Source organism: Aeromonas sp. S15(2024) (assembly GCF_041402265.1).
Classification (GTDB): Bacteria; Pseudomonadota; Gammaproteobacteria; order Enterobacterales; family Aeromonadaceae; genus Aeromonas; species Aeromonas dhakensis.
In genome coordinates this window covers 1-26,529 of sequence record NZ_JBGLQY010000001.1, presented here as the reverse complement: position 1 = coordinate 26,529, position 26,529 = coordinate 1, and the positions used below count along the sequence as shown (strand labels likewise).

General features: G+C 63.8%; 17 protein-coding genes. 6 read left to right on the top strand and 11 right to left on the bottom strand.

The features are described from left to right. Positions 1 to 132 precede the first annotated feature (132 nt). Both ACB033_RS00085 and ACB033_RS00080 read left to right on the top strand, forming a co-directional pair. Positions 133 to 1,410 carry an alpha/beta hydrolase gene (locus tag ACB033_RS00085; RefSeq protein WP_371140273.1) on the top strand — a complete coding sequence of 426 codons (1,278 nt, stop codon included), beginning with the start codon at positions 133 to 135 and terminating at the stop codon, positions 1,408 to 1,410. A gap of 98 nt (positions 1,411 to 1,508) precedes the next feature. Beyond that, complete coding sequence (locus tag ACB033_RS00080) at positions 1,509 to 5,069, top strand: ATP-binding cassette domain-containing protein (RefSeq protein ID WP_139723931.1); 3,561 nt, start codon at positions 1,509 to 1,511, stop codon at positions 5,067 to 5,069. A 55-nt stretch (positions 5,070 to 5,124) separates the two neighbouring features. Here the strand turns inward: ACB033_RS00080 and ACB033_RS00075 are convergent, their stop codons facing one another. The 6 genes from ACB033_RS00075 to trmB form a co-directional block, all read right to left on the bottom strand. Continuing rightward, complete coding sequence (locus ACB033_RS00075; protein ID WP_010632998.1) at positions 5,125 to 5,334, bottom strand: YgdI/YgdR family lipoprotein; 210 nt, start codon at positions 5,332 to 5,334, stop codon at positions 5,125 to 5,127. Positions 5,335 to 5,448: 114 nt separating this feature from the next. After that, positions 5,449 to 6,633 carry a S8 family peptidase gene (locus ACB033_RS00070; RefSeq protein ID WP_043170367.1) on the bottom strand — a complete coding sequence of 395 codons (1,185 nt, stop codon included), beginning with the start codon at positions 6,631 to 6,633 and terminating at the stop codon, positions 5,449 to 5,451. A 119-nt stretch (positions 6,634 to 6,752) separates the two neighbouring features. After that, complete coding sequence (locus tag ACB033_RS00065) at positions 6,753 to 8,045, bottom strand: sulfurtransferase (protein WP_139723935.1); 1,293 nt, start codon at positions 8,043 to 8,045, stop codon at positions 6,753 to 6,755. 28 nt (positions 8,046 to 8,073) lie between these two features. After that, a complete protein-coding gene (glsB, locus tag ACB033_RS00060) occupies positions 8,074 to 8,994 on the bottom strand; it encodes a glutaminase B (RefSeq protein ID WP_005297795.1) in 921 nt (306 codons plus the stop codon). A 123-nt stretch (positions 8,995 to 9,117) separates the two neighbouring features. After that, positions 9,118 to 9,450 carry a YggL family protein gene (locus ACB033_RS00055; protein WP_005297793.1) on the bottom strand — a complete coding sequence of 111 codons (333 nt, stop codon included), beginning with the start codon at positions 9,448 to 9,450 and terminating at the stop codon, positions 9,118 to 9,120. Between the two features lie 14 nt (positions 9,451 to 9,464). Continuing rightward, entirely contained in the window at positions 9,465 to 10,178 is a 714-nt protein-coding gene (gene trmB, locus ACB033_RS00050; RefSeq protein ID WP_025201216.1) for a tRNA (guanosine(46)-N7)-methyltransferase TrmB, read from the bottom strand. Positions 10,179 to 10,526: 348 nt separating this feature from the next. Here trmB and ACB033_RS00045 point away from each other — a divergent pair, with 348 nt between their 5' ends. Both ACB033_RS00045 and ACB033_RS00040 read left to right on the top strand, forming a co-directional pair. Continuing rightward, the gene (locus ACB033_RS00045; protein WP_139723937.1) at positions 10,527 to 11,594 is read left to right on the top strand and encodes a M28 family metallopeptidase; all 1,068 of its coding nucleotides are present in this window, start codon (positions 10,527 to 10,529) and stop codon (positions 11,592 to 11,594) included. A 194-nt stretch (positions 11,595 to 11,788) separates the two neighbouring features. After that, positions 11,789 to 12,970 carry a PLP-dependent aminotransferase family protein gene (locus ACB033_RS00040; RefSeq protein WP_139723939.1) on the top strand — a complete coding sequence of 394 codons (1,182 nt, stop codon included), beginning with the start codon at positions 11,789 to 11,791 and terminating at the stop codon, positions 12,968 to 12,970. 65 nt (positions 12,971 to 13,035) lie between these two features. Here the strand turns inward: ACB033_RS00040 and ACB033_RS00035 are convergent, their stop codons facing one another. Beyond that, complete coding sequence (locus ACB033_RS00035) at positions 13,036 to 14,568, bottom strand: cyclic diguanylate phosphodiesterase (RefSeq protein WP_017785965.1); 1,533 nt, start codon at positions 14,566 to 14,568, stop codon at positions 13,036 to 13,038. Between the two features lie 246 nt (positions 14,569 to 14,814). On the opposite strand from ACB033_RS00035, the gene ACB033_RS00030 reads away from it, so the two are divergent. Further along, positions 14,815 to 15,720 carry a TIGR01777 family oxidoreductase gene (locus ACB033_RS00030; RefSeq protein WP_139723941.1) on the top strand — a complete coding sequence of 302 codons (906 nt, stop codon included), beginning with the start codon at positions 14,815 to 14,817 and terminating at the stop codon, positions 15,718 to 15,720. 93 nt (positions 15,721 to 15,813) lie between these two features. On the opposite strand, the gene ACB033_RS00025 is transcribed toward ACB033_RS00030, so the two are convergent. Further along, positions 15,814 to 18,261: an ABC transporter permease gene (locus ACB033_RS00025; RefSeq protein ID WP_139723943.1), complete on the bottom strand. Its 2,448-nt coding sequence runs from the start codon at positions 18,259 to 18,261 to the stop codon at positions 15,814 to 15,816. After that, on the bottom strand, positions 18,261 to 18,983 hold the full coding sequence (locus ACB033_RS00020) for an ABC transporter ATP-binding protein (protein WP_139723945.1): 723 nt from the start codon (positions 18,981 to 18,983) through the stop codon (positions 18,261 to 18,263). Before ACB033_RS00020 ends, ACB033_RS00025 begins: the two co-directional genes overlap by 1 nt. On the opposite strand from ACB033_RS00020, the gene ACB033_RS00015 reads away from it, so the two are divergent. Further along, entirely contained in the window at positions 18,982 to 19,581 is a 600-nt protein-coding gene (locus ACB033_RS00015; protein WP_042051008.1) for an arylesterase, read from the top strand. The two genes, ACB033_RS00020 and ACB033_RS00015, sit on opposite strands and share 2 nt — an antisense overlap. Positions 19,582 to 19,666: 85 nt before the next feature. On the opposite strand, the gene ACB033_RS00010 is transcribed toward ACB033_RS00015, so the two are convergent. Beyond that, entirely contained in the window at positions 19,667 to 20,611 is a 945-nt protein-coding gene (locus ACB033_RS00010) for a chemotaxis protein CheV (RefSeq protein ID WP_005297781.1), read from the bottom strand. Between the two features lie 295 nt (positions 20,612 to 20,906). Next, a partial coding sequence (locus tag ACB033_RS00005) for a type I secretion C-terminal target domain-containing protein (protein WP_371140272.1) occupies positions 20,907 to 26,529 on the bottom strand: 5,623 nt, incomplete at its 5' end.

The window sequence follows — 26,529 nt, the reverse complement described above, 5'->3', positions numbered from 1 at the left end:
TAAATTCATCACCCAGCGTCCCCCCGTTTTCACTTGGCAACAATGTTAACAATTTGGAAAACCGGCGTGACCCGCTCCTGCGCCAGGGCTATGATGAGGCCGATGATTTTCCTACCCTCAGGGAGACCCCAGATGAGCAGCCCGTTGCGTTACGTGCTGGACGGCATCCATTGCGAGCCCCGCTTCTTCACCGTGCCCCTCGACCACCAGCGACCGGATGAGGAGGAGACCCTCACCCTGTTCGGCCGCACCCTCTGCCGCCAGGACAGGCTGCATGACGATCTGCCCTGGCTGCTGTTCCTGCAGGGCGGGCCCGGCTTTGGCGCCCCGCGTCCGACCGCCGCCAGCGGCTGGATCAAGCGGGCTCTGCAGGAGTTTCGGGTGCTGCTGCTCGATCAGCGCGGCACCGGTCACTCCAGCCCCATCAGTGCCGATGCGCTGGCCCAGCTCACTGGCCGTCAGCAGGCGGAGTACCTCGGCCATTTTCGCGCCGACAGCATAGTGCGCGACGCCGAGTACGTTCGCGAAGTGCTGAGCCCGGGTCGCCCCTGGAGCCTGCTCGGCCAGAGCTTCGGCGGCTTTTGCAGCCTCACCTACCTCTCCCTGTTCCCAGGCAGCCTGCACGAGGTCTACCTCACCGGCGGGGTGGCCCCCATCGGTCGCAGCGCGGACGAGGTCTACCGTGCCACCTACCAGCGGGTGGCAGACAAGAACCGCGCCTTCTTCGCCCGCTTCCCCCATGCCCAGGCCATCGCCAACCGGCTGGCTAACCACCTGCATAACCACGAGGTGCGCCTGCCCAACGGCCAACGCCTGACGGTGGAGCAGTTGCAGCAGCAGGGGCTGGATCTGGGTGCCAGCGGCACCTTCGAAGAACTCTATTACCTGCTGGAAGACGCCTTCATCGGCGAGCGGCTCAACCCCGCCTTCCTCTATCAGCTGCAGGCGATGCAGCCGTTCAACACCAACCCGGTGTTCGCCATCCTGCACGAGTCCATCTATTGCGAAGGGAGCGCCAGCAACTGGGCGGCCGAGCGGGTGAGAAGCGAATACCCGGCCCTGGCCTGGGCAGCGGGCAAGGATTTCGCCTTCACCGGCGAGATGATCTTCCCCTGGATGTTCGAGCAGTTCCGCGAGCTCATCCCGCTCAAGGAGGCCGCCCACCTGCTGGCCCAGAAGGCGGATTGGGGCCCCCTCTACGACCCGGCGCAGCTGGCCCGCAACCAAGTGCCGGTGGCCTGCGCCGTCTATGCCGAGGACATGTACGTGGAGTTCGACTACAGCCGCGACACCCTCAAGGGGCTTGGCAACAGCCGCGCCTGGATCACCAACGAGTACGAGCACAACGGCCTGCGGGTCGATGGTGAGCAGATCCTGGACCGACTCATCCGCATGAATCGGGATCGCTGATCCCGCCGGGCTCGCGCCCGCAGCAAGACGACAATATCGAGGGCGGCCCATGAGCCGCCCCGCCCCCTGGAAGCAGCACAAAATAATAAGGACACCCATTGGATCATCCGGAAATATCGGCCGGCTGGCTGAGCCGCCTCTTCTATCACTGGACCGGCCCATTGCAGCGCAAGGGGCTGACCGAGCCCCAGGTCAACCTCGACGATCTCTATCCCCTGTTGCCGGAAGACAGGCGCGATGGCCGCGCCGACGCCTTCCTCGCGCTCACCACCGCCCAGCCGGTGCGCCCCTGGCCCATCACCGCCTTTATCTGGCGCCAGTATCGCGGCCGCATCGGCCTGCTTACCCTGCTGCAGCTGCTTGGCATGCTGGCCACCCTGGCCAGCCCCTGGCTGCTCAACCACAGCATGACCCAGCTTGGCACCGGCGCTGACACCGGCCACAAGCTGTTGCTGGCCCTGGCCCTGTTCGCCTCCGTGCTCGCCTCCGGCATGCTGGCGGAGCACTCGCTGCAGCTGGCGCTCAAGATGCACGTGCCCATCCGCCGCCTGCTGGCCGAATCCCTGCTCGCCAAGGTGATGAAGCTGGGCGGCAAGAGCTTCGACGACCGGGCCGGTGGCCGGGTGCAGAACCTGATCAACCGGGACGTGTGGGACATTACCTGGATTCTGGCGGACCCCGCCATGCCGCTCACCATGCTGCTGCAACTGCTCGGCACCATTGCCCTGCTGGTGTGGCAGGTGGGCAGCGCCGGCCTGGTGGGCTTCGCCGTGCTCACCCTGCTGCTGCTCATCTCCACCCGGGTGGTGCGGCGCATGAACCAGCAGGAGCAGCAGCTCAAGCGCCAGCAGGACGAGCGCAATGGCATCCTGGCTGAGTACATCAAGAAGCTGCGGCTGGTGCGCCAGAACGGGCTCGGTACCTTCTTCACCGGGGCCGCCGGCCACAAGCGCCAGCAGGAGCTGGGGGTGCTGGGACGGGTGCTCCGGCTCGATGCCATCAACGAGAGCCTGATGCTGAGCACCCCGCTGCTGGTGACCCTGGCCACCTTCACCACCTATCTGGTCTCGGGCAGGGAGCTCACCCTGCCCCAGGTGTTCACCACCATCGCCCTGTTCACCGTGCTGCGCATCCCCATGATGCGGCTGCCCTATCTCATCCGCACCTTGATCAACTTCAACACCGGCTTCAACCGGCTGTGCGAGTTCCTCAACAGCCCCGAGCAGCATCGGGATCTCACCGACTCAAGCTTGCCGGTGGGGGCCCTGCAGCTCGACAACGTCACCGCCTTGCACCAGCAAAAAACCGTGCTGCAGGGAGCCAGCCTGTTTATCCAGCCGGGGGAACTGGTGGGGATCACCGGCGCCACCGGGGCGGGCAAGAGCTGCCTGCTGCACCTGGTCGCCGGCTTTGACGACAGCTTCGAGGGCAGCATCCGCCGCCACGGCCGGGTCGCCCATCTGGGCCACAAGCCCTGGCTGATGAACGACACCATCCGCAACAACATCCTGTTTGGCCAGCCCTGGCACGCCGAGCGCTATCGCTGGGTGCTGGGGGCCTGTGCGCTGGGCGCCGACCTCGAACTGCTCAGCCACGGCGATCAGACCCTGGTGGGCGAGCTCGGCACCCGCCTCTCCGGCGGCCAGCAGCAGCGAGTCGCCCTGGCCCGCGCCCTCTACGCCCGGGCCGACATCCTGCTGCTGGACAACCCCCTCTCGGCGCTCGACCCCATCGTCTCGGCCCAGGTGCTGGAGCGGGGGCTCGCCTTCAAGCCGGGGCCGACCCGGCTCCTGGTCAGCCACGACCCGGACGTGCTGGCTCACTGCGATCGGGTGATCCGCATCGAGCAGGGTGAACTGGTGGAGCTCGATGCCCACCAGCTGGCGGATCTTATCCAGCATCCCCAGCCCACCCCGCCGGTGCCGCCCCAAGAGGCGGAGCAGTTCAGCGAGGAGAAGGTGGTGGAGGGCAAGGTGGACTGGGGGCTGTTCGGTTTCATGTGGCAGCGCCTGGCCGCGCCCGGCGCCATCCTGCTCGCCCTGCTGCTCACCCTGGGTCAGGAGGGGCTGCGCATCGCCTCGGATCTCTGGCTCGGCGGCAAGGCCGGGGTGACCGAGGTGAGCGAGCTGCTCGGCATCTATGTGCTGCTGGGAGCAGGCTCCCTCACCTGCATCATGGTGGTGCGGGTTATCAACTACAAACTCGGCCTCAAGCTGGCCTGGACCCTGTTTGACGGCATGCTGGGGCGCATCAGCCGCGCCCCCATGGCCTTCTTCGACAAGGTGCCGCAGGGGCGCATCCTCAACCGCTTCGACCGGGATCTGGGGGAAGCCCAGGAGATCCTGCTGTCGATGCTGATGGGGCTGTTCGGCATGCTGGTGTCGGTGGCGCTGCAGGTGGTGGTGATCGGCATCAACATGCCGCTGTTGTTGCTCATCGCCCCCCTGGTGGGCTGGGCCCTCTACGTGCTGCAGCGCCGCTACCGGGCGGTGCAGCTCAAGCTGCGGCGGCAGGCATCGGTGCTGCGCTCGCCGCTCTACATCAGCATCAGCGAGACCATCCGTGGCGCCCCCGCCCTGCGCCTGGCCGGGGCCGAGCGCTTCGCGCTGGATCAGGTTCTGCTGCACTATGACAACAACCTGCGCAGCTGGTACACCACCACCTCCATCAACCGCTGGCTCGGCATGCACCAGACCCTGCTCTCCGCCGCTCTGGTGGGCGCCGTGGCGCTGATGGTGGCCTTTGGCAACAGCTCGCTGCTGGGGGCCGTGGCCATCACCTACGCCTTTACCGCCTCGGCCATGCTCAACTCCCTCATTCGCACCTTCGCCGAGGTGGAGCAGGTGATGAACGCGGTGGAGCGGGTGCGCGAATACAGCGAAATAGAGAGCGAGCGCCAGGAGGGGGAGGCCCTCGCCACCGCTCACCCCAAGGTGCGCTTCGACAACCTGGGGCTGCGCTACCCCCAGGCCAGCCAGTGGGCGCTGCACAAGGTCAACTTCGAGCTGGCCCCCGGCGAGAAGGTGGGCGTGTGCGGCCGTACCGGCGCCGGCAAGAGCTCGCTGCTGGGGGTGCTGCAGGCCATGTATCCCGCCACCCAGGGGGAGATCTACTACGGCGAGCAGCCGCTCTCCCGGCTGGCCCCGGAGGCGGTGCGCGATCTCTACGACACCGTCTCCCAGATCCCGCTCACCTTCTTCGGTACCCTGCGGGCCAACCTGGCGCCCCTGACCGAGCATGACGACGCGGCACTGGAGCAGGCACTGGCCCGGGTGGGGCTGGCCGAGCGCTGCGCCGGCCGGCTGGACGAGGAGCTCGACAAGCTGCAACTCTCCGCCGGCGAGACCCAGCTGCTGGTGATCGCCCGCATCCTGCTGTCGCGCCGCCCGCTCATCGTGCTGGACGAGGCCACCTCGGACCTCGACCACGGCGGCATGCGCAAGATGGCGGAGCTGCTCTATCGCTACCGACCGGAGGCCAGCTACCTGGTGATCGCTCACCATCTGGAGCCGCTGCTGTCGGTGGACAAGGTGGTGGTGATGGAGGCTGGCACCGTGGTGGAGCAGGGTTCGCCGGTCAGCCTGCTGGCCAACTCCCACTCCCGTTTCCATCAGCTGTTCGTGGGTCAGGTGAACCGCCAGGTGCCCCAGACGGCCTGAGCACCAAAAATGACAAGGGCTGCCCGCGGGCAGCCCTTGTTGCTTGAGGAGAGCCTCAACGCTCCATGATCTGGGTGACGTCATCCTTCTTGATCATCACCTCCCGCCCCTCGGTGTCGTAGTAACGGTACATGCCGGTACTCTCATCCAGCTTGGGTTTGCTGTCGGTGGTGATCATCTTGCCATCCTTGGTGCTCATGATGTATTGCGAGCTGCACCCCGCCAACGCCAGGGCACACACCAGGATCATCATCAGTTGCTTCATCGCCTGTTTCGCCTCCCGCTTCACCCTCACCACGAGGGTGGTGACTGAAGCCTAGCTCAACCAGATGAGCCCGTTTGCCACCCTTGCCGCAACGGGATCAACATCAAGAATCAGCTACTTGCGCCCACCCGGTTTGCTACTGCCACCGCCTCCGGTACCGGACCCGCAGCCAAGTGCCAGCTTGTCAGCGGCCGCCTTCGCCTGCACCAGACCGTAGCCGAAGCTGTTGTCGCGCCCCAGGGCACCCAGATCCTGGGCGCTGCTGCGCAGGGTCTGGCGCAGTTGATCGTTGCTGCACTCCAGTCGCTGCGACCAGACCAGGGCGGCCACCCCGACCACGTGCGGCGTCGCCATCGAGGTGCCGCTGTAGTAGGCGTACCCGGTCGGCACGGTGGAGAGCACAGAGACGCCGGGGGCGGCCAGCTCCACCTGATCGTTGCGCTGGGAGAAATAGGCCAGCTGCTTGTTGGCGTCGATGGCGGCCACGCTCACCACGCTGCTGTAGGAGGCGGGATAGGACTTGCTGGTGTTGCCCGCATTGCCCGCCGCCGCCACGCTCAGCACGTTCTGGCTGTAGGCCTGGTTGAAGGCTCTCTCTTCGGTCTTGCTGGGTACGCTGCCCCCCAGGCTCATGTTGATGACCATGCGGGTGAAGCCGCGGCTGCTCATCCCCTGCTTGCAGGCATTGAGCGCCCCCACCAGGTTGGAGGAGTAGGCCCAGCCGTTGGCCCCGAACACCTTGACGATCTGCAGCGGCACGCTCTGGTTTGGCAACACCCCGAGCACGCCCTGATCGTTACCCCCCACGGCGGCTATGGTGCCCGCCACATGGGTGCCATGGCTGTTCTCGTCGCTGTCCCAGTTGCCGGTACCGGCATCGTCATAGCCCTGTACCAGATTGGTGTCGTGCGGCAGATCGGGGTGGTTGATGCTGTAACCCGAGTCGATGATGCACACCAGCACTTCGCCGGCGGCGGCATCGCTCAGCTGCGGCGCCTGCACCATGGGAATGCCGTAGGGCAGGGTCTCGGCGCTGACATAGCGCTTGGCATCCGGCTCAACCCAGAGCACGTTGGGATTGTGCGCCAGCGCCGTGGCGGCGGCCGATGGCAACCAGAGCGCCAGGGCATTTTGCTCCTTCAGCGCCAGGGCCAGCTCGCCACCCATCCCCTGGCTCTGGGCCAGTACGGCCGCCTCCGCCCCCGGCTTGAGCTGCACCAGATAACGCGCCCGCTCGGCGGCCATCGCCCCCTGTCCCAGCACGCCCGCGACCAGCAGGCCTATCCATATCCGTTTCATCAGTCACTCCTCACGTCGATCTGATATCCCTTCGCAAAAAGTGTAGTGTCCCCTCGCCCGTGCTACGAATGCGGCAACAAAAAGGCCGGACATGAGTCCGGCCTGCTCTGGATTATCAATTACTTGGCTGGCTTGCGCTCGCCGGTCACCGTGGGGTTCTTGGGATCGGCACTCCACTCGTACCAGCCGCCGTCGTAGACGCTGATCCGTTTCCAGTCCATCAGCCAGGCGTAGAAGAAGGCCTCGGAGGCGCGCCAGCCGGTACCGCAGTAGAAGGCGGCCTGCTGGGTCGGCTCTATGTTCCACTCATCCCACATGGCGAGGATCTCGCGGGCCGGCTTCATGGTGCCGTCCGGGTTGTGGAAGTCGCTCATGCTGTTGGCATCCACACCACCACGACCCCACTTGGCGCCCGGAATGTCGCCTTTCGGCTTGATGTAGCTGTAGCCGGAGGTATTGCCGACGAACTCGTCCCAGGTGCGCACGCTGACCAGGGCGCCGTCGGGCTGCTTGAGCAGCTCCTTGGCCTGACTCAGGGTGGTGTAGTACTCGGGATGGGCCGGGATGGCGACGCCGAACTCCTTGGCCGGCTTGAAGGTGTTGGCCAGCCCGGTCTCGGTGCGCAGGTGCTGCACGAACCAGGCATCCAGGCCGCCGTCCAGCAGCCGCACGTCCTCGACGCCCGCATACATCATCAGGTGGGCCGCGCGGGCCGCCGCCATGGTGTTGCGACCGTAGAGGATGACGGTGGTGTCGTGGCGGATGCCGTTCTCCAGCAGCAGCTTTTTGAGCGCCTCGTCAGAGACCTTGTTCCACAGCGGCTCCTCTTCCAGCCGGTTGGTGTCGATGTAGCCGGCCCCCGGGATATGGCTCAGCAGATAGGCCTTGGGTGACCCCCACGCCACCTCGAACAGCTTCCAGTCGCCCTTGGGCGCAGCCACCACCGGCTTGCCCTCCTGCAGATCGGCCAACCAGCGCGGATGGACCAGCTGCTGCCAGCGGGCCAGATGCTCGCGCGGCGCACTTTTCCAGCCCTGCAGCTCGAACAGCTGCTTGATGCCCTGCTGGCGCAGCAGGCGGGCCACTTCGGCCACCTCGCGCGGCGCACCGTAGAGCGCCACCGGCCGATCGGCCTGCAGCCCCTTGGTCGCCAGCGCGGCCGGCCACTCTTCATCACTGTACTTCCAGTCGGCGGAGAGGTTCTCGGCACCGGCCACGTGGCCGCCCTGCTGCTCGCCCTCCATGGGCCAGCCCTGGTAGAAGTAGCTGGCGCGGGTATCCAGAATGACCGCCGCCTTGGCCTTGGCGTCAGCCAGCGAGAGCGGTGGCAGCTCGGCTGCCAGGGTCGGCAGGGCATGCCAGAGCAACAAGGTCGCCAGGGTGGCCCGTAACAAGCTCATTATTCGTTTCATGGTGATCTCTCGATTCAGAGTGACAAGGTTAAAAAATGGAGCGGCCCAGACGCTCGGCCAGCAGTTCCAGCGCGGCCGTGCCCGCCAGCGAGTTGCCCGCCTTGTTGAGCTCGGGCGACCAGACACAGACGCACAACTCCCCCGGGATGAGGGCGATGATGCCGCCACCAACCCCCGACTTGCCCGGCATGCCGACCCGATAGGCGAAATCCCCCGCCTCGTCATAGAGGCCGCAGGTAGCGAGCAGGGCGTTGACCTGCTTGGTGGTGCGGGCCGGCAGCAGCGGGGAGCTTTCTCCAAGCGGCACGCCACGGTTGGCCAGATAGATGAAGGCCCGCGCCAGATCGACGCAACTCATGCGGATGGCACAGGCATTGAAGTAGCTCTGCAGCACCTTGTCCACTTCGTTTTCGAAGTTGCCATAAGCCTTCATCAGATAGGCGATGGCCGCGTTGCGGGCAGAGTGCTGATATTCGGAGCGGGCCACTACCTGATCCGCCATGATGGCCGGGTTGCCCGAGAGGCGGCGGACCAGCTCCAGGGTGCGCTGACGCGGGGCGGTGAGACGGGTCTCCAGCAGATCGCTCACCACCAGCGCACCGGCATTGATGAAGGGGTTGCGGGGAATGCCCTGCTCAAACTCGAGCTGCACCAGGGAGTTGAAGGGCTGACCTGAGGGCTCCTTGCCGACCCGGGCCCAGATCTCCTCCTCCTGATAGAGGGTGAGCGCCAGGGTCAGGCTCAGGGCCTTGGAGATACTCTGGATGGAGAAGGGCTCGAAGGCGTCACCTGCGGTGAACAACTCCCCTTCGACGGTACAGACGGCGATCCCGAGCCGTTCGGCCGGCACCTGGGCCAGTGCGGGAATATAGTCGGCCACCTTGCCCTGTCCGAGCAGCGGGCGCACCTCATCCAGGATGCTGGCCAGTAATTCGGATGACAACACCATAAGCGATTCCATAACTAACGTGGCGATCCCATCACCACCGACAAAAATCCCGCCAGCGGCGGGACTTGTCTATCTGCTGTCGCAGGCTGTCGAACCGGGGCGCCTGCCACAGCCGGCCTGATATCAGGCGGGTTCGCCGTACCAGAGGTCGAACAGCTCGGAAACCACCACGGCTTCCATCCCCTTGCCTTCCAGCCAGGTTTTGACGGCGGCGCGGTCTTCTTCGCTGCATTTGCCCAGCTGCTGGGTGCAGATCATCCCTTCCCAGGCCAGATGGCCGGAACCGGCGAAGGCCAGTTTGCGGGGTTCGATCACTTCATCGATCATCGCATCGACTACGGCATCGATGGTCTCTTCGGCAGTGCCGACCGGGAAGTTGAAACTGATGTCGAAGCCCATTTCCTGGAATTCATCGACGCGCAGTTTCTTGCGCAGGCGGCGGCTACGGTTGGCCATGATAGCTCCTTCAGTTAGTTGACACGTTTGAAAATCAGATCCCACACCCCGTGACCGAGACGGTGGCCACGTTGTTCGAATTTGGTCAGCGGACGCCAGTCCGGACGCAGCACCCAGTTGCCGGTGGCGGAGGTGTTCTCGTACCCCTCGGCGGCGCTCATCACTTCCAGCATGTGCTCGGCGTAGTTCTCCCAGTCGGTGGCCATGTGGAACACGCCACCGATGGCCAACTTCTGGCGAATGTCCTGGGCAAAAGCCGGCTGGACGATGCGGCGCTTGTGGTGACGGCTCTTGTGCCAGGGGTCCGGGAAGAACAGCTGCAGGCAGGCGAGCGAGCCGTTCGGGATCATGTGCTCCAGCACCTCGACCGCGTCGTGGCAGATGACACGCAGATTGGTGACCCCCGCTTCCTGGGCGGTGCCCAGGCAAGCACCGACACCCGGTGAGTGCACTTCAATACCGATGAAGTTCTTCTCGGGGGCATTCTTGGCCATCTCCACCAGGGAGGCGCCCATGCCAAAGCCGATCTCCAGCACCACCGGGGCCTCGCGGCCAAACAGGGCAACCAGATCGAGCGGCTCCGGTGCGAAATCGATGCCCATGACCGGCCACAGCTCCTCCAGAGCCTTCTCCTGCCCTTTGGTCAGGCGGCCTTCGCGACGGACAAAGCTGCGGATCTTGCGCATGAACTTGCCGTCTTCGTTAAATACATCTTGGGTCACAGGCATAATCAAATTGCTCGTTTATTGCATCGGTCTGGGTCACAGACGACATAAATGGATTGCTAGCTATCTCGTCGTGCTGGTCACAGACGACCGAGATGAATTGCTCGTTGTTTCATCGCTCCACCTCGCCGATGAACGCGAAATTGCTCGTCATTTCATCGCTTGGCGAAACAGGGTAGCGAATTATCCCAAGATAGGCACAAGGCGCAAGTGTTTCACGCAACAAATCCCCCGACACAGACCAATTCCGCCACCGCGATTGACAAATGCCACCCCGTTCACAGAATCTGCCGGGGCTCGGGCGCATCCTGACCTGCGCAAATAAAACCATACACAACAAAGGATTGCAGTATGAAACACACAGCATTGGCGTTTGCCATCACAGCCCTGCTGGCCGGGTGCAACACCTCCAGCAACGATTCACAGGCCCCCTCCGCCGCCGAGCAGGCCTATGAATACCTGGTGCAGCTGAGTTCCACCGCCGAGGGGATCGGCGCCAGACCCACCGGCAGCGAGGCCGAGACCCGTGCCGCCGCCTGGATCCAGGACCATCTGGCCGGCTGGGGCTACGAGGTGCAACGCCAGCCCTTCACCTACACCCAGAGCGGAACCAGAAAGGCCTCCCAGAACCTCGTCGCCGAGCTCAAGGGCAAGAGCGACAAGGTGATCCTGATCGGTGCCCACTATGACAGCACAGGCGACCAGCAGGGCTCCGAGGGAGCCACCGACAACGGTGCCGGGGTCGCAGCCCTCTTGGCGGTCGCCGAAGCACTCAAGGGGCAGGCCCTGCCCTACACGGTACGCTTCGCCTTCTTTGGCGCCGAGGAGAACGGCCTCAACGGCTCCAAGGCCTATGCCGCCAGCCTCGACAGCGCCGCCGTTGCCAAGCTGCTGGCCATGGTGAACTACGACACCATCGCCGGGGGTGACCTTGTCTACGTTCACTCGGCCCACTCCAACGTGGCCAAGTACAAGTGCGCCGACCCGAGCCGCTACAGCTTCGATCCCAAGGTACGGGATCGCCTGCTGACCATCTCCAAACAGACCGCCACCCCGTTTGCCATTCATCCCAGCTATGATGGCTACCCTGAGGGGGAGACCGGCGGCTGGTCCGATCATGCGCCGTTCGCCTGCCTGGGGGTGCCCGTCGCCTACGTGGAGGCCACCAACTTCACCATCAACGGGGAAGATGGCTATGACGGCTACTCCCAGACCACCAATCCGGCGCTGTGGGACTGCTACGACGAGGCCACCAAGAGCGCCTGCGATCGGGGCAGCGAAACCCAGTGGGGCAAGATCTGGCATACCCAGTATGACCGCCTCGACAAGATGGCCGAGCTGTTCCCGGGCCGGGTGCAGCAGCAGCTCGGTGCCAACACCGAGCTGATGCTCCGCTTCCTCAGGGAGCCGGGTCTGTAACCCTGCCATCTCGCCGCTGAACCGGGGCTTTTACGCCTCGCGGCCTTCCCCGGCCGATAAAATTCGGGCAGGTGCCAAACCTGCCCTTTTTTATCGATTTTTGTTACAGCCATTGCCTCATTTTTTAAATCTGATACAAACGGATAACTTGGCGGTCGAATGGAGCGACCGCTCACCACGCCAGAGAGAATCCTATGCAGCCCTTTTTTGCCCAGCGCTTCGAGAAGGTAGAGCCTTCCTTCATCCGCGAGATCCTCAAAGTTGCCGCCAATCCGGAGATCATCTCCTTCGCCGGCGGCCTGCCCAATCCGCACCTGTTCCCGGTCAAGGCCATCGAGCAGGCCTGCCAGGACGTGCTGCGCGAGCAGGGCGCCGCGGCCCTGCAGTATGCGGCCACCGAGGGCTTCGCCCCGCTGCGCCAGTACATCGCCGACCGCTATCTGGCCCGCCACGGCATGCAGGTCAATCCGGACAACATCCTCATCACCAGCGGCTCCCAGCAGGCGCTGGATCTGCTGGGCAAGGTGCTGATCGACGAGGGACAAGACCTCATCATCGAGGAGCCGGGCTATCTTGGCGCCATCCAGGCCTTCTCCGTCTATCAACCTGCCTTCAAACCCATCACTCTGGGTGAAGAGGGGCTGGATCTGGCGGCGCTGGATGCGCTGCTGGCGAGCGGCTCCAACGCCAAGCTGCTCTATGGCGTGCCCAACTTCCAGAACCCGAGCGGCGTCTCCTACAGCCGCGCCAACCGCGAGGCGCTGGCCGAGCGGCTGGTGCGCCACGAGCTGCTGATGGTGGAAGACGACCCCTACGGCGAGCTGCGCTTCGAGGGCGAGCACCTGCCTCCCATCGCCAAGCTGGCGCCGAACAATACCGTGCTGCTCGGCTCCTTCTCCAAGACCGTCGTCCCGGCCTTCCGCCTCGGCTGGATGCTGGTGCCGGACTGGCTGCGCAAGAAGGTCACCATCGCCAAGCAGGCGACAGACCTGCACAGCAACGCCTTCAGCCAGCAAGTGCTGCACCGCTTCCTGATCGACAACTCGCTGGACGCCCACCTCGAGAAGATCAAGGAGGTCTATGGCCGCCAGCGCGCCGCCATGGAGGCCGCCCTGGCCCGTCACTGCCCGCCTGGCGTCAGCTATACCCGACCGGAAGGGGGCATGTTCCTCTGGCTGACCCTGCCCGCCAGCGTCAGCGCCATGGCGCTGTTTGACGAGGCGATCAAGGAGAAGGTGGCCTTCGTACCCGGCGCCCCCTTCTATGTGCGCCCCGAGATCCAGAACACCCTGCGCCTGAGCTTCTCCTGCGTGGATGAAACCACCATAGAGGAGGGGGTCAAGCGTCTGTGCCGCGCCCTCGCCCGCATGCTCTGACAGGCCTCGGGATGAAAAAAAACCAGCGACTAGGTCGCTGGTTTTTTTATGGGTGGCGGGCTGGCTCAGGCCTTTGCCAGCAGGGCGGCAAACTCCTTCATCGGCATCGGCCGGCCAAAGAGATAACCCTGCAGGAAGGTCACCTGACGCGCCCGCAGATAGGCGGCCTGCACCTCGTTCTCCACCCCTTCGGCCACCAGTTGCAGGCCGAGCCGGGTCGCCAGATCGATGACGTTCTCGACGATGTGGCTGGAGAGGGCATCCGAGCCGATCATGCCGACGAAGCTCTGATCAATCTTGAGAAAGTCCACCTGGAACTGCTGCAGGTAGGTGAGGCTGGAGTGGCCGGTGCCGAAGTCGTCGATGGCGATGAAGACGCCCAGCTGATGCAGCTCGGCAAACAGCCGGTCGGTCGTCTCGTCCGCCACGATCAGCTCCCGCTCGGTCAGCTCCAGCACCAGCTTGACGGGGTTCTCCCGAAACGCATTGATGAACTGGCGACAATCCTCCACCAGGCTCAGATCCTTGCAGTGACTGGCGCTGATGTTGAAGCCGAAGTGGAACCCTCTGGGCAGGCTGTGCACTCGGCCTGCGAACTGTTCGCGCACCTGCTCCATCAGCAGGCGGGTCATGGGCACGATGAGGCCGCTGTCTTCGGCTAGCGGGATGAAGCGATCCGGCGAGATGAGGCCCTGGCGCGGATGCTGCCAACGCATCAGCACCTCGCAGCCACTCCAGTGGGCGTCGTCACCGGTCACCACCGGCTGCAGGTAGGGGATGAACTCCCGCTGATCCAGCGCTCGCCGCAGCTCCTGAGAGGGAGAGGTCGAGCGGCCGGTCAGCCAGTAGACCAGACAGCCCACCACCAGCCCCAGCAGGGGATAGATGATGAGGCTGGCGCGGGAGTAGGTCCAGATGTGGCTGCCGTACTCGTCATAGGAGAGCTCGGTGACGACCCGAAACGGGTACTTGCCGGAGACCTGCTCCAGCGACCCCAGCACCACGGGCGGCACCTCGTCGTGGATCTGGCCGTTGGCCAGCATGCTCTGCGCCCCGATCACCAGGGTCAGCGGCGAATTGCGGCTGAGCATGTCGAGGATGTTGTGCAGATAGTAACCGTCGACCCCGACCAGCACGCTGTACTCCCCCACCGGCTGGCGATAGACCACCAGAGGCCGATCCGGGGTCACCGGGTTGCCCCGCATCAGATCCAGCTGGCCGTTGGCGTAGTCGGCCAGCTTGAAGGGGCCATGATAGGAGCCATAGAGCGAGGTGCAGTAAACCACTTCCCCCCTGGCCAGGTTGACGGTGCGCACGTCCGGTATGGTGGCCACCTGATCCCGCAGCCCCTGCACCACCTCCTCGCAGGGACGCCCGACGCTGCCCTCTACCATGGCGGCCGCCTGGTGAGCATGATCCAGGGTGCGCTCCAGCATGTTGCGAGCATGGAGCAGGCGCTCTTCGGCATCCTGTTTCATGCCGGCAAAGGTCTGCCAGGAGACGATCAGCACGCCGAGCAGCAGGGGCAGCAGGCCGGCCAGCAGTGCCGCCCCCAGCCGGGTATAAAACTGGCGCAACCTCAAACGACGAAACGGCATACTCCCCCTCGCGGCAACGGTGAAAAGGCGGACGAGTCTACTCCTATCCCCTTTCCTGACAAGCATCTTCTGATGCATTGGACAACAGGGCAAGGCGCCCCGTCAGGGCAGGCGACATGACGGCTTACACCCTGGGTGAGTGCCGCCCACGTCTGCAGTGACGATTATAATCTTTGCAAAAACAGTTGCTTGTTCATCTTGCGCAGGCCCACTAGAGTAGAGCCAACAGCGTCAGGGAGTCTGGATATGAAAATATTGATCACGGGCGGGACGGGCTTTATCGGTCGTCGCCTGGTGGCCCACCTCAAGGTGGCGCACGAGGTGCTGGTGCTGACCCGCCAGGGCAGCCGCGCCTACGATCTGCTCGGCCACGACGTCAAGCTGATCGATACCCTGGACCGGCTCGACAACCTCAACGACGTGGATGCGGTCATCAACCTGGCGGGAGAGCCCATCGCCGCCGGCCGCTGGAACGAGCGGCGCAAGCAGCAACTCTGCGACAGCCGCTGGCTGCTGACCGAGCAGCTGGTCGATCTCATCAAGCTCTCCGACACCCCGCCCAGGGTGCTGATCAACGCCTCCGCCATCGGCTGGTATGGCCGCCAGGGCGATGCGCCGCTGGACGAGCAGTGCCAGACCCCTCACGACGAATTCACCCATCAGCTCTGCCAGCAGTGGGAAACCCTGGCCCGCGAGGCCCGTAGCAAGCATACCCGGGTCTGCATCGTGCGCATCGGGCTGGTGCTCGGCACCGACGGCGGCGCCCTGCCCAGGATGCTGCCTCCCTATCGCCTCGGCCTCGGCGGCCCCATGGGCACGGGAAACCAGATCATGAGCTGGATCCACATTCAGGATCTGGTGCGCGCCATCCTGTTCCTGCTGGATCACGAGGAGTGCGACGGCCTCTTCAACGGCACGGCACCGCAGCCGGTCAGCAACCGCGAGTTCAGCCAGACTCTGGCCGGCACCCTGCACCGGCCGCACCTCTTCTTCGTGCCAGCCCCCCTGTTGCAGCTGCTGATGGGCGAGGCGGCCGATCTGCTGCTCACCGGCCAGAGGGTGCTGCCAACCCGTCTGCAGCAGGCCGGCTTCCACTTCACCTACCCGGAACTGCCCCAGGCCCTTGCCAATCTACTCAGCACTCCCCGCTGACCGGGCTCTTTAGCCAACCGGACAACAATCAGCCCGGCCATTGGCCGGGCTGATTGTTGTTGTGCCTCGCGGCATCCGCGCAGGATCTGGAGCTCAGAGCAGGCCCTGTCCCAGTCCCCGCAGCCGATCGCTCAGGGTGCCCGCCAGCAGCTGGCGCTGCATACCCTGCCCGGCCAGCGTCACCAGCACGGCCCCCAGCAACGGCAGACCGGCCCAGATGGCCCAGTGGAACTGCCACTGCCCCTCGAACCACCACCACTGCAGGCCGAGGGAGCAGAGCTCGACCACCATGGCGGCGCACAGCCCCGCCAGCAGGCCGCTGGCAACCAGCTCCCAGCGCAGCATCTTCCTGAGCAGCTCGCTGCCGGCCCCCAGGGTGCGCATCAGTAGCAGTTCCCGGCGCCGGTGGGCCATGCTGGCCTGGGTCTGGGTCAGCAGCACCAGCAGCGCCGCCACCGTCACCAACCCCAGCATCAGCCCCAGCGCCCGGCTCACCTGATCCGACACCGCCGTCAGCCGCACGATCAAATCGTCCACATCGATCAGGCTCACCGTGGGGTGCCGGCGGATCAGCTCCACCTCGGCCACCCGGCCCTGTTCCGGCAGACGATAGCTGCCGAGCCAGGTCTGGGAGAAAGGCGCCAGCACGTCCGGCGAGAAGATCATGTAGAAGTTGGGGCGCATGTTGTCCCACTTGATGGCCCGCAGGCTGGTCACCTTCGCCTTGAAGCTGCGCCCCTCGATGGTAAAGCCCAGGGTGTCGCCGAGCACGATGTCGAGTCGCTTGGCCAGATCCTTGTCTACCGATACCTGGCCGGGGCCATCCAGCCAGCGCCCTGCGGTCAGGGTATTGTCCGGTGGCAGGGTGGCGGTGGTAGTGAAGTTGAGCTCGCGATTGACCCCCTCACGGCCATCTTCATCCGTGTCGCGCACCGCCTCGCTGGCGATGCTGACCAGCCGGCCACGGACCATGGGGTAGAAGTCCGAAGTCACGGCCCCCGCCTGGCGCAGATCGGCCAGGATCCCCTCCCGCTCCCCGTCTGCCACGTTGACCAGGAAGCGGTTGGGGGCATCCGCCGGCAGCCGGGCCGAAAACTCGCCGAGCAGGTCGACCCGCGCCGCCCACAACAGACCGAACAGCATGAGTGCCAGCGCAAAGCCCGCCAGCTGGAACAGACCACTGCCCCGCTCGCGGGAAAGGTGGCTGATGGCAAGCCGCAGCGCATGAGGGCCCTGTACCCGGCGACCCAGTCGCAGCAACAAGGAGGCGATCACTGCCAGCAGCCCCATCAGCAGACCCATGCCGCCGATCAGCCCCAACGCCAGAGTCGCATCGGCGGTGAAGCCCCACACCAGCCCAAACAGGCCGAGCAGCGCCACCGGCAGCGCCAGCCAGGGCGGGATCCCCGCCTCCAGCTCACGGCGCAGCACCCGCAGCGGCGGCACCTTGAGCAGACGCAGGAAGGGCACGAAGGCCAGCAGCAGGGTGATGAAGAAGGCCACTGCCAGCCCCAGCGCAAAGGGGCGCCACGACGGCGGCGGCAGATCGGCCGGCAGCAGGTTGCCCAGCAGATGCAGGGTCAGCCACTGCATGGCGCTGCCCGCCACCAGACCGAGCAGGGCGCCCGCCAGGGTCAGCGACAGCAGCAGGGTGCCCATCAGTTGCCAGAGCGTGCGCCGCGACGCGCCGAGCGTCTTGAGCAGCGCCACCATGTTGGTCTGGCGCTCGGCGAAGTGACGCACCGCGATACCCATGGCCAGCGCCCCCAGCAGCACCCCGGCCAGGGAGGCGAGCCGGAAGAAGCGCTCGGCATTGGCCAGCGAGCGGCCCACCTGGGAGCCCTGGTCATCCGGCTTGATCAGCTTCTGCCCCGCCTTGAGTCTGGGTTTGAGCCAGCGTTCATACTCGGCCACCTGCTCGCGGGTGCCCTTGAACAGGTAGCGCCACTGCTGGCGGCTGCCCGGCAGCAGGGCGCCGGTCGCCTCCACATCGGCGCTGTGGATCAACGCCCTCGGCGCCAGCAGGAAGGGGCTGAAGCCCTGATCCGGCTCCTGACCAAGCACTCCCGCCACCTTGAGCACCGTATTGCCCACTTCCAGCTCATCCCCCAACTTGGCCGCCAGCAGTTGCATCACCCGGGCGGAGAGCCAGATCTCGCCAGGCGCCGGTGCCCGCTGCGGGCTCAGCTCCAGCTTGCCGTAGAAGGGGAAATCCTCCGGCACGGCGCGGATGGAGGCCAGTTGCAGGGCATCCCCATGAAACAGCATGCTGTTGAAGCTGACCGTGGTCTGCACCGCCAGACCCGATTTGACCGCCTGTTCGAGCCAGCCGGCCGGCGCCGGCGTGGCCGAACGCAGCGCCCGGTCGGCACCGATAAAGTCCCGCCCCGAGGCTTTGAGCCCGGCATCCAGTCGATCCGCCACCAGGGCCACGCTCAGCACACAAGCCACACTCAGCGCCAGCGCCAGCACGAACCAGCGCAGTTCGCCGTTGAATCCTTCGCGCCGCAACAGGCGCAATCCCAGTCGCCACTGACTCATCACAGCTCCCTGACTCTTGCTGCAGAGGCGTCTTCGGATGCTGGCGCAGCCGCCTCCAGTCGCCCTGCCGCCATCACCAGCTGCCGCTGGCAACGCCGAGCCAGGTCGTGATCATGGGTCACCACCACGAGCGTGGTGCCGTGTTCGCGGTTGAGCTCGAACAGCAGTTCGATCACCCGCTCCCCGGTCTTGCTGTCGAGGTTGCCGGTGGGCTCATCGGCCAGCAGCAGGCTGGGCCCCGTCATGAAGGCGCGGGCGATGGCCACCCGCTGCTGCTCGCCGCCGGAGAGACGCGGTGGCAGATGGTGCAGCCGTTCACTGAGGCCGACCGCCGCCAGCAACTCGCGGGCCCGCGGCTCGCAGCGGGTCTCGCCGCGCAGCTCGGCGGGCAGCATGACGTTCTCCAGCGCACTCAGGGTGGGCAACAGCAGGAAAGACTGGAAGATGAACCCCACCTGCTCGGCCCGCAGTCGGGCACGCCCCTCCTCGTCCAGCTTCAGCAGCGACTGGCCGAGGATCTCGATATCCCCCTGGCTCGGCAGATCGAGCCCGGCCAGCAGCCCCAGCAGAGTGGACTTGCCGGAGCCGGAGGCACCGACCAGCGCCACAGTTTCGCCGCTATTGACTTGCAGGTCGATCCCTTCAAGGATGGTGAGGCTTTCCTGGCCCAGGCGCACTGTCTTGCCCAGGCCCTTGACGTTGATAATGGGAGTTGAATTCATGACGCGTTTCCTGTTTGCCTTGTGCTGCCTGGTGTCATCGGTGCAGGCCCAGACCCTGCTGGTGCTGGGCGACAGCCTGAGTGCGGGTTATCAGATGCCGGCGGAGCAGAGCTGGCCTGCCCTGCTCAATCAGAAATGGCAGCAGCAGGGGGGTAAACATCAGCTTATCAATGCCAGCATCAGTGGTGAAACTACGCAAGGGGCGCTGGCCAGATTACCCGCTCTGCTCAAGGAACATCAACCGGACTGGGTGCTGATCGAGCTGGGTGGCAACGATGGGCTACGCGGGTTCGCACCGGCCATCACCCGGGACAACCTGGCCAAGATGGTGGAGCTGACCAAGGCGCAACAGGTAAAAACCGTGTTGACCCAGATCCAGCTGCCCCGCAACTACGGAGCCCGCTACCTGCGCCAGTTCGAGCAGATCTTCCCGGAACTGGCCAGCGCCAATCAGCTGCCGCTGATGCCCTTCTTCATGGATGATATTGCGCTGCGCCCTGAACTCATGATGAACGATGGCATCCACCCCACCGCCGCCGCTCAGCCGCAGATCCGCGACCGGGTGGCCAGCTTCATCGAGCCGCTGCTGACTCAATGAGTACGGCATAGCGCCTCGTCCGCCATCCAGCTCGAACGGCCCAATAAAAAATCCCGCCTTGGCGGGATTTTTTATTGCTCCTGAATCAGCGCTCCAGGATCTGGCGCAGCCGCTCCTGAGCCACGCCAACCAGCAAGTCTGGCTGAAACTTGGAGATGAAGCGATCGCAGCCCACCTTCTTGACCATGGCCTCGTTGAAGTTGCCGCTCAAAGAGGTGTTGAGGGTGATGAAGAGATCGGACATACGAGCATCGCTGCGAATTTCGTGGGTCAGCCGGTAGCCGTCCATCTCCGGCATCTCGGCATCGGTGATCATCAGCAGGATCTCGTCGGTCACCTTCTTGCCCGCATCGCACCACCCCTTGAGCAGATTGAGCGCCTGCAGCCCATCCTGGCATTCGATCACCTCCAGCCCCAGCTGGCCCAGGGTCTCGCGCACCAGGTTGCGGGCCGTGCTGGAGTCGTCGACGATCAGCACCTTGCGGCCATGCATTTCCGGCAGGATATCCCGATCCAGCACCTCTTCCGAGATGCGGATGTCGTAGGTGATGATCTCGGCCAGCACCTTCTCCACGTCGATGATCTCGACGATCTGGTCAACGCCATCCTCCGGAATGCGGGTGATGGCGGTCAGGTAGTTCGCCCGCCCGGCCGAACGCGGTGGCGGCAGTATGTCCTTCCAGGTCATGTTGACGATGTTGGCCACCTGGCCGACCAGAAAGCCCTGAATGGTGCGGTTGTACTCGGTGATGATGAGGTTGGATTCGGCATCGATGGGCATGGGGCGCATGCCGATGGCGCTGCGCAGGTTGATCACCGGAATGGAGGTGCCACGGATGTTGGCCACCCCGCTGATGTTGTGGTGTGCACCGGGCATCTTGTTGAGGTGAGGCAGCTTGACCACTTCCCGTACTTTGAACACGTTGATCGCAAACAGCTGCTGGGATCCCAAACGGAACATCAACAGCTCCAGGCGGTTCTCCCCTACCAACTGGGTACGCTGATCCACCGAATCCAATATGCTCGCCATATAAAGCCCTTACGTCCGTTGCCCGAGTCTCGCCATAGTATAGAAGGGTCAGAATCCCAACACGACCCGTATTCTTATCCTATGTCGGCCAGATGATGGCTGAACTTGATTAAAAAAAGCGAGACCCCGCTCGCGCCCATGCTCTCTTCAAGCCTGTCAGTAGTCATTCACCTAAATTCCCGCTCCTGGCGCACATTCACCCCCCTTTGGGGGGAAGCATCGAACCAGCCCGGTAGCGCCATCCATAAAAAAAGCGGCAGATTGCTCTGCCGCTTTTTGCCTGGGGTCGACCGGATTACTTGTCGATATCCAGCATGTTGTTGTTGAGCATGTAGTCGATCACCTGGGACGAGGTGGCCGCTGCACTGCCGGTGAGGCTGTCGAACGTGTGGTTCATCAGCACTATCTCCTGGGTCACGGGGGCGGCGCTGCTCTCCTTGACCTGCAGATGCACTCCTTCACTGTCCTGGAAGACAGAGAGCAGGCTCTTCAGATCGTTCTGGTTGCGAGAACCGTCGTGATCCAGCAGGTCGCTCAGATCCAGCTTGTCACCTTCCGCCTTGGAGAAGTCGACCACGTAGTCCTTGGCCACGCTGCCCGCAGCTGTATCGCCCTGCAGCCAGGTGAAGGTATCGGCGCCGCCATCCCCCTTGAGGATGTCATTGCCAAGCCCGCCAACCAGGATGTCATTGCCCAGACCACCGCTCAGGGTATCGTCGCCGATGCCGCCAAACAGGGTATCGTTGCCGCTGCCACCGTACAGGGTATCGTTGCCGCTCTCGCCGTACAGGGTGTCGTTGCCGGCACCACCGAACAGGATGTCGTTGCCGGCCCCGCCGAACAGGAAGTCATCGCCACCCTGACCGAACAGGATGTCGTTGCCATCCCCGCCGATCAGCACGTCCGCCTTGTCGTTGCTGGAGGACTGATCAAACTCGCTGGCATGGTCCGTGATGTAGTCATGGACCTGGGCATCGGTCACCGAGCCTGCGCTCAGCTTGCCGGCCACATACTGCTTGATGGCCGCGTAGCCTTCACCGTTGATGCCGGCAAAGTGGATGGCATCACCGAACAGGATGTCGTCACCGGCACCGCCGTCGATCCGGTCGCTGCCCGGCAGGTTGTTCACCGAGGTACCCAGGATGGCGTTGGCCAGATCGTTGGCTGACACGTTGGACTGCACAATCTGATCACTGTCGAACAGCTTCAGGGTATCGATGGAGACGTTGCTGCCGATGCCGATAGCTTCCAGCGTCACGTTATTGGCCAGCAGAAGCGGCAGCACAGCCAGCGCGTTTTGCAATGCCCAGTAGTTGCTGTCATAGGAGGTAGAGAGCTCGAAGGTACCATCCCCCTGTGCCTTCAAGGTCCCGATGGTGGTCGAGCTCCACTTGTTGTTATTGCCCTGCGACCACTTCTGAACATTGCCGTTCGCGTCGATCAGCACCCGGTTGGTGCCGCCGATGTTGGCGTAGAAGGCTTCACCCGGAACATAGTTGTTGACGTTGACAAACGAATCGAGACGCTCGTTGGTCTTCGTATTCACGATCGGGTTGGTATCTTCATAGTCGTAATAGGTGTTTGGTGCCCCATCGGTAATGAAGTAGGCCAGGTTCTTCGCATTGGCGTTGTTCTTGGCGGTGTCGCTGTTGAACCAGTTGGAGGTGGTCTTGAGCGCATCCTCGTAGTTGGTCGCCCCACCATTCCAGTAACTGCCGTCCATGCTGTCGAGCACGGCCTGCAACTTGGTCAGGACATTGGGATCCTTCAAGTCCACACTGATGGACTTGTTGGCCTGACTGTCGAAGTCCACCAGGAAGATGTTGACCTTGCCCGCCCCCTCAGTACCGGCACTGGTCTTGAGGGTTGCAAACACCTGCGCCAGCTGGCTCTTGATGGTGTTCATGGCACTGGTGCCGATACTGCCCGAGCTGTCAACCATGAAGGCGATGTTGTAGTTCTGGCCCGGCAGCACCACGCTGCCATCCAGATCCCCGACCACGATATTGTGTTCGCTGCCGTAGGTACGGTTCTGATCGCCCGGCTCCCCTTCGGTAGAGAGGAAGTAGCTCATGCGGATCGAATCCTGATCCGATGCGCTGCTGGTCTGATCGGTCGCCACTTCCTTGGCGATGGCTTCGACCTTGAGGTCGAACTGGCCGGCACTGCTGCCCGGCACCCGCAGGGTCAGACCAGTCAGTTTGACGTCCAGCGCGCTCTGGTTCCACAGACCGGTCAGCGTCAGCTTGCCATCGGCCCCCACTGTGCCAAGCACGGTGGAGCCCTGATACAGCGTCGACCCCGTCGGCATGCCGGTCAGCACCAGGCTGTCGAACTGCTCGCTGCCATCCCGGTCGGTCAGGGAGGCGCTGATCTCGAGCGGATAATCCACCAAGCTGGGCGGTACCGCCGTCAGGGTGCCGTCGGTCTGATTGAACTGGTAGATGCCGTCATCAAACTGCACCAGCTCGATGTCGTAGAGCGACTTGCTGATGGTGACGCCGTTCTCCTTGACCAGGAAGTTGAAACCGCCGTCACTTCTGCGCTCGATGACATAGTTGGCACGCGAGCCCATCAGCACGGCCAGATCGGTACCGGCGCCGCCATACAGGGTGTCGCCACCCAGCCCGGCGACCAGAATGTCGTTGCCGGTACCGCCGTCGAGGGTGTCACCTGAGGTGGAGTTGCCACCAACCAGCACATCATTGCCCGCACCGCCGACGAAGTAATCTCCGCCGCCCTTGACGCTGACGATGTAGTCGTTGCCGCTGGTACCCACCACGCTGTCTTGAGTGGTGGTGCTGTCGGTAAAGCTGCTGGTGATGCCAAAGCTGCCCTTGTTGAAGTTGCCGCTCTGGAATGCCCCGGTGGAGATGCCGGACGACGGGTACTGGCTATAGAGCGGTACACCGTTGCCGGTCAGGCTGATGTCGACCACCGGCTTGTCCGCCACCGCCGCGATATCGATCACCAGCTTGCCGCTGTTGCTCAGGTTGGCGCCGTCGCTGATCTGGTAACCAAAGCTGGCGTAGTCGCCCTGCAGGTTGCCGGTCACGACGCCATTGCCGTTGCTGGCATTGGTGCTCGACTCGTTGAGGCCCGGCACGAAGCGCAGGTGACCGCTGTCGATATCGGCGTAGGAGACCAGATCCCCCACCTTCACCGCAATCCACTGGCCGGCTGCGTTCAGGTACTCCAGCTTGCCGTTCAGCGGCAGGGTATTGATCTGCACGCTCAGGTCGGAGGCTGCCTGATCATCGCTGGCACCAAACTGGGCCCACTTCAGCACCAGCGGCGTATCTTCCTTGCCGGCACTGTAGCCACCCGTGGTCACCGGCGCACGATCGTTGTCGATGATGGTACCGGTGCCGTTCTGGCCGCCAACGGTCACGGTCAGGGTTTCATTCGCCTCGACCAGACGATCGTCCACTGTCGGGATGGTCACGGTAAAGCCCGACACCCCGGCCGGCACCGTGATCTTGCCGGTAGTGCTGTTGTAGGTCACCCCGTTGCTGAACTGGGCGGTGCCCCAATCAAGGCTGGAGGCCGGATTGGCGCCGCTGCCCTTGATGTTGAAGTCATACTGGGTCGCTTCCTGGGTCGCATCCGACAGCGTTACCGTGTGCAGCAGGTTGCCACCCTCGGTCGCGCTCTCGCTGGAGACCGACTGCACGATGGGCGTAAACAGCGGTTTGGTTGCGAAAGAGCCCAGGCTGTAGTCGCCGTCGCCATCCACCACCTTGACCTGGAAGTCGATGTCGCCATCGCCCAGCGGCTTGGACATGTTCTGATACTGGAAGAACTCCCACTTGCCGGTGGCCGGGGTAAATTCCAGACGGAACACCAGGGTGCCATCGCTGGCCATGCCGATCAGGGTATTGGCCGATTCCATCGAGGTGGTGATCAGTTTGCCGGTCGCCGTGGTCAGCCCGGTCTCGGTAGAACCGACCAGCTGCATGTAGCCCTTGCCGTCGGCACCCCACTGCGGGGTAACCGTGCCGGAACCGTAGGCGATGGCCGGTGCCGTAGTCGCCCCGAGGAACTCGATGCTCTTCACGGTGAAGTCACTGTTGTCGGCGTAGAGGCCGTTACCATTGTTGGTGGCCTTGATGACCATGGTATCGAAGCCACCCTGCTGCACCTGGAAATTGCCGGCATAGTCGCCACCCGCCGCGTTCGAGCTGAAGGTCTGGGTACCGATCAGCACGCCGCCGCGGTAGAACTCGACCACCCCGCTCTCCAGCTCGCCACCGAACATCTGGCTGAACTTGATGTTGGCGCCATAGGCCACCTTGCCCGCATCCAGCTTGATGATCAGCTGCTCGGATGCCGAAGTGCCGTCTGCGAAGTGGCGGAAGTCCACCTCGTTGGCGAGGTTGTGGTTCGGTGAACCGACGCTGGAAACCCCCAGGCCGGCGCTGGAACCGTTGACATTGGCCGTCGTCATGGCCGAGTTGGTCGACGAGGTAAAGCCCAGCGCCGTGATGCTGAAGCCGCTCACGTTCAGGGTCGTCTGGTTGCTGCCACTGTACTTGGTCAGATCAAACAGGCCGGTTAGAGTATCCGGGATGTTGGTCTTGATGACAGAGACGGCCGCCATGTCGCCAGCCACCGGTGAGTCGTCCTCGACCGAAATGGGCAGGCTGCCGGTGGTGGTGGTCTTGCCATCCGATACGGTCACACCGATCTGGAAGTTGAGTACGTCTTCACTGCCCTTGACCGGATGATCCAGCGGGGCCTTGAGCGTCACGTCATAGCTCCAGTCGCCTTTGCCGTTGCCGGCAGGCGCGGTCAGTTTCACATCCATGACCGCCTTGTAATCGGCGCCGCCCGGAGTGCCGGTATAACCGGTCAACACCTTGGTGGCGGCATTCCAGCTCCACTGCACCGCGGCACCGCCAGCCGTCAGGCCAGCCGGCCCGTTCAGACTGATGGTGAGGGTATCCTGACTATCGACGTCGCCAACCGTGATCTTGCCGCTGGCGGCCACGCTGTCGGTGGTATCACTGCTGCCTGCCGTGTCGGCAATGCCGCCGGCCAGCCCCTCTTCGGAGACGACAGCCCCGTTGGAGATGGTCAGTGTCGGCAGATCGTTGACCGCATCCACCTTGATGGTCACGGTTGCGGGGCTCATATCCACGGCACCGTCGTTGTCTACCGCCGCATAGTTGAAGGTGGTGTTGCCGTTCCAGTTCGCATTCGGAGTGAAGGTGAGCTTGCCAGCATCAGCCACCGCAATGCTCTGATCAACCGTCACCGCCACACCGTTTAGGTAGAGGATGCCGTTGGCAGGCAGGTTCTTGATGATGAAACTCACCACGTTGCCATCAATGTCGCTGCCACTGAGGGTCGGAATGGCGATGCTGGCAGCATCTTCCTGACCGTTTGCCTGCTGGTTCGCCGTCTCCGGCGCTTCATTCAGGATCTGCGCGTTGTCGCTGCCCGGCAGGGAGACGTTGCCCGCCTTGTCGGTCTGGGTCGCCGTCACCGTCAACGACTTGCCGTTGGCCGGGATCATCTCCGTCCAGCTGATGGTGCCATTGCTGTAAACAAAGCTATTTGCCGGCTGCCCGCTTGTCAGCATCAACACACCATTTGCCAGCTTCAGCTCGACCGAGTTTTCGGTGCTACCGTTGTTGATGGTCAAGGTTATCTTGCCACCCGCAATCAAGTCACTATCACTGACCTCGACCCGAACCTGGATCTGATCATTGCCGATCTCTTCTTTAGTCAGCAGCTGGTCGTTGTTGGAATCATCAACTATGACCACGGTCGGTGCGCCGGTCGCGGTGGTGTCGCCCATCACCGCGCTGTCGCTGCCCGGCTGGGACTCGTTGCCCGCCGCGTCGATGATCGTGGCGGTCACGGCCAGGGTGGCGCCGTCCACCGGACGGTCAAACTCGTAGCCCACCTTGCCG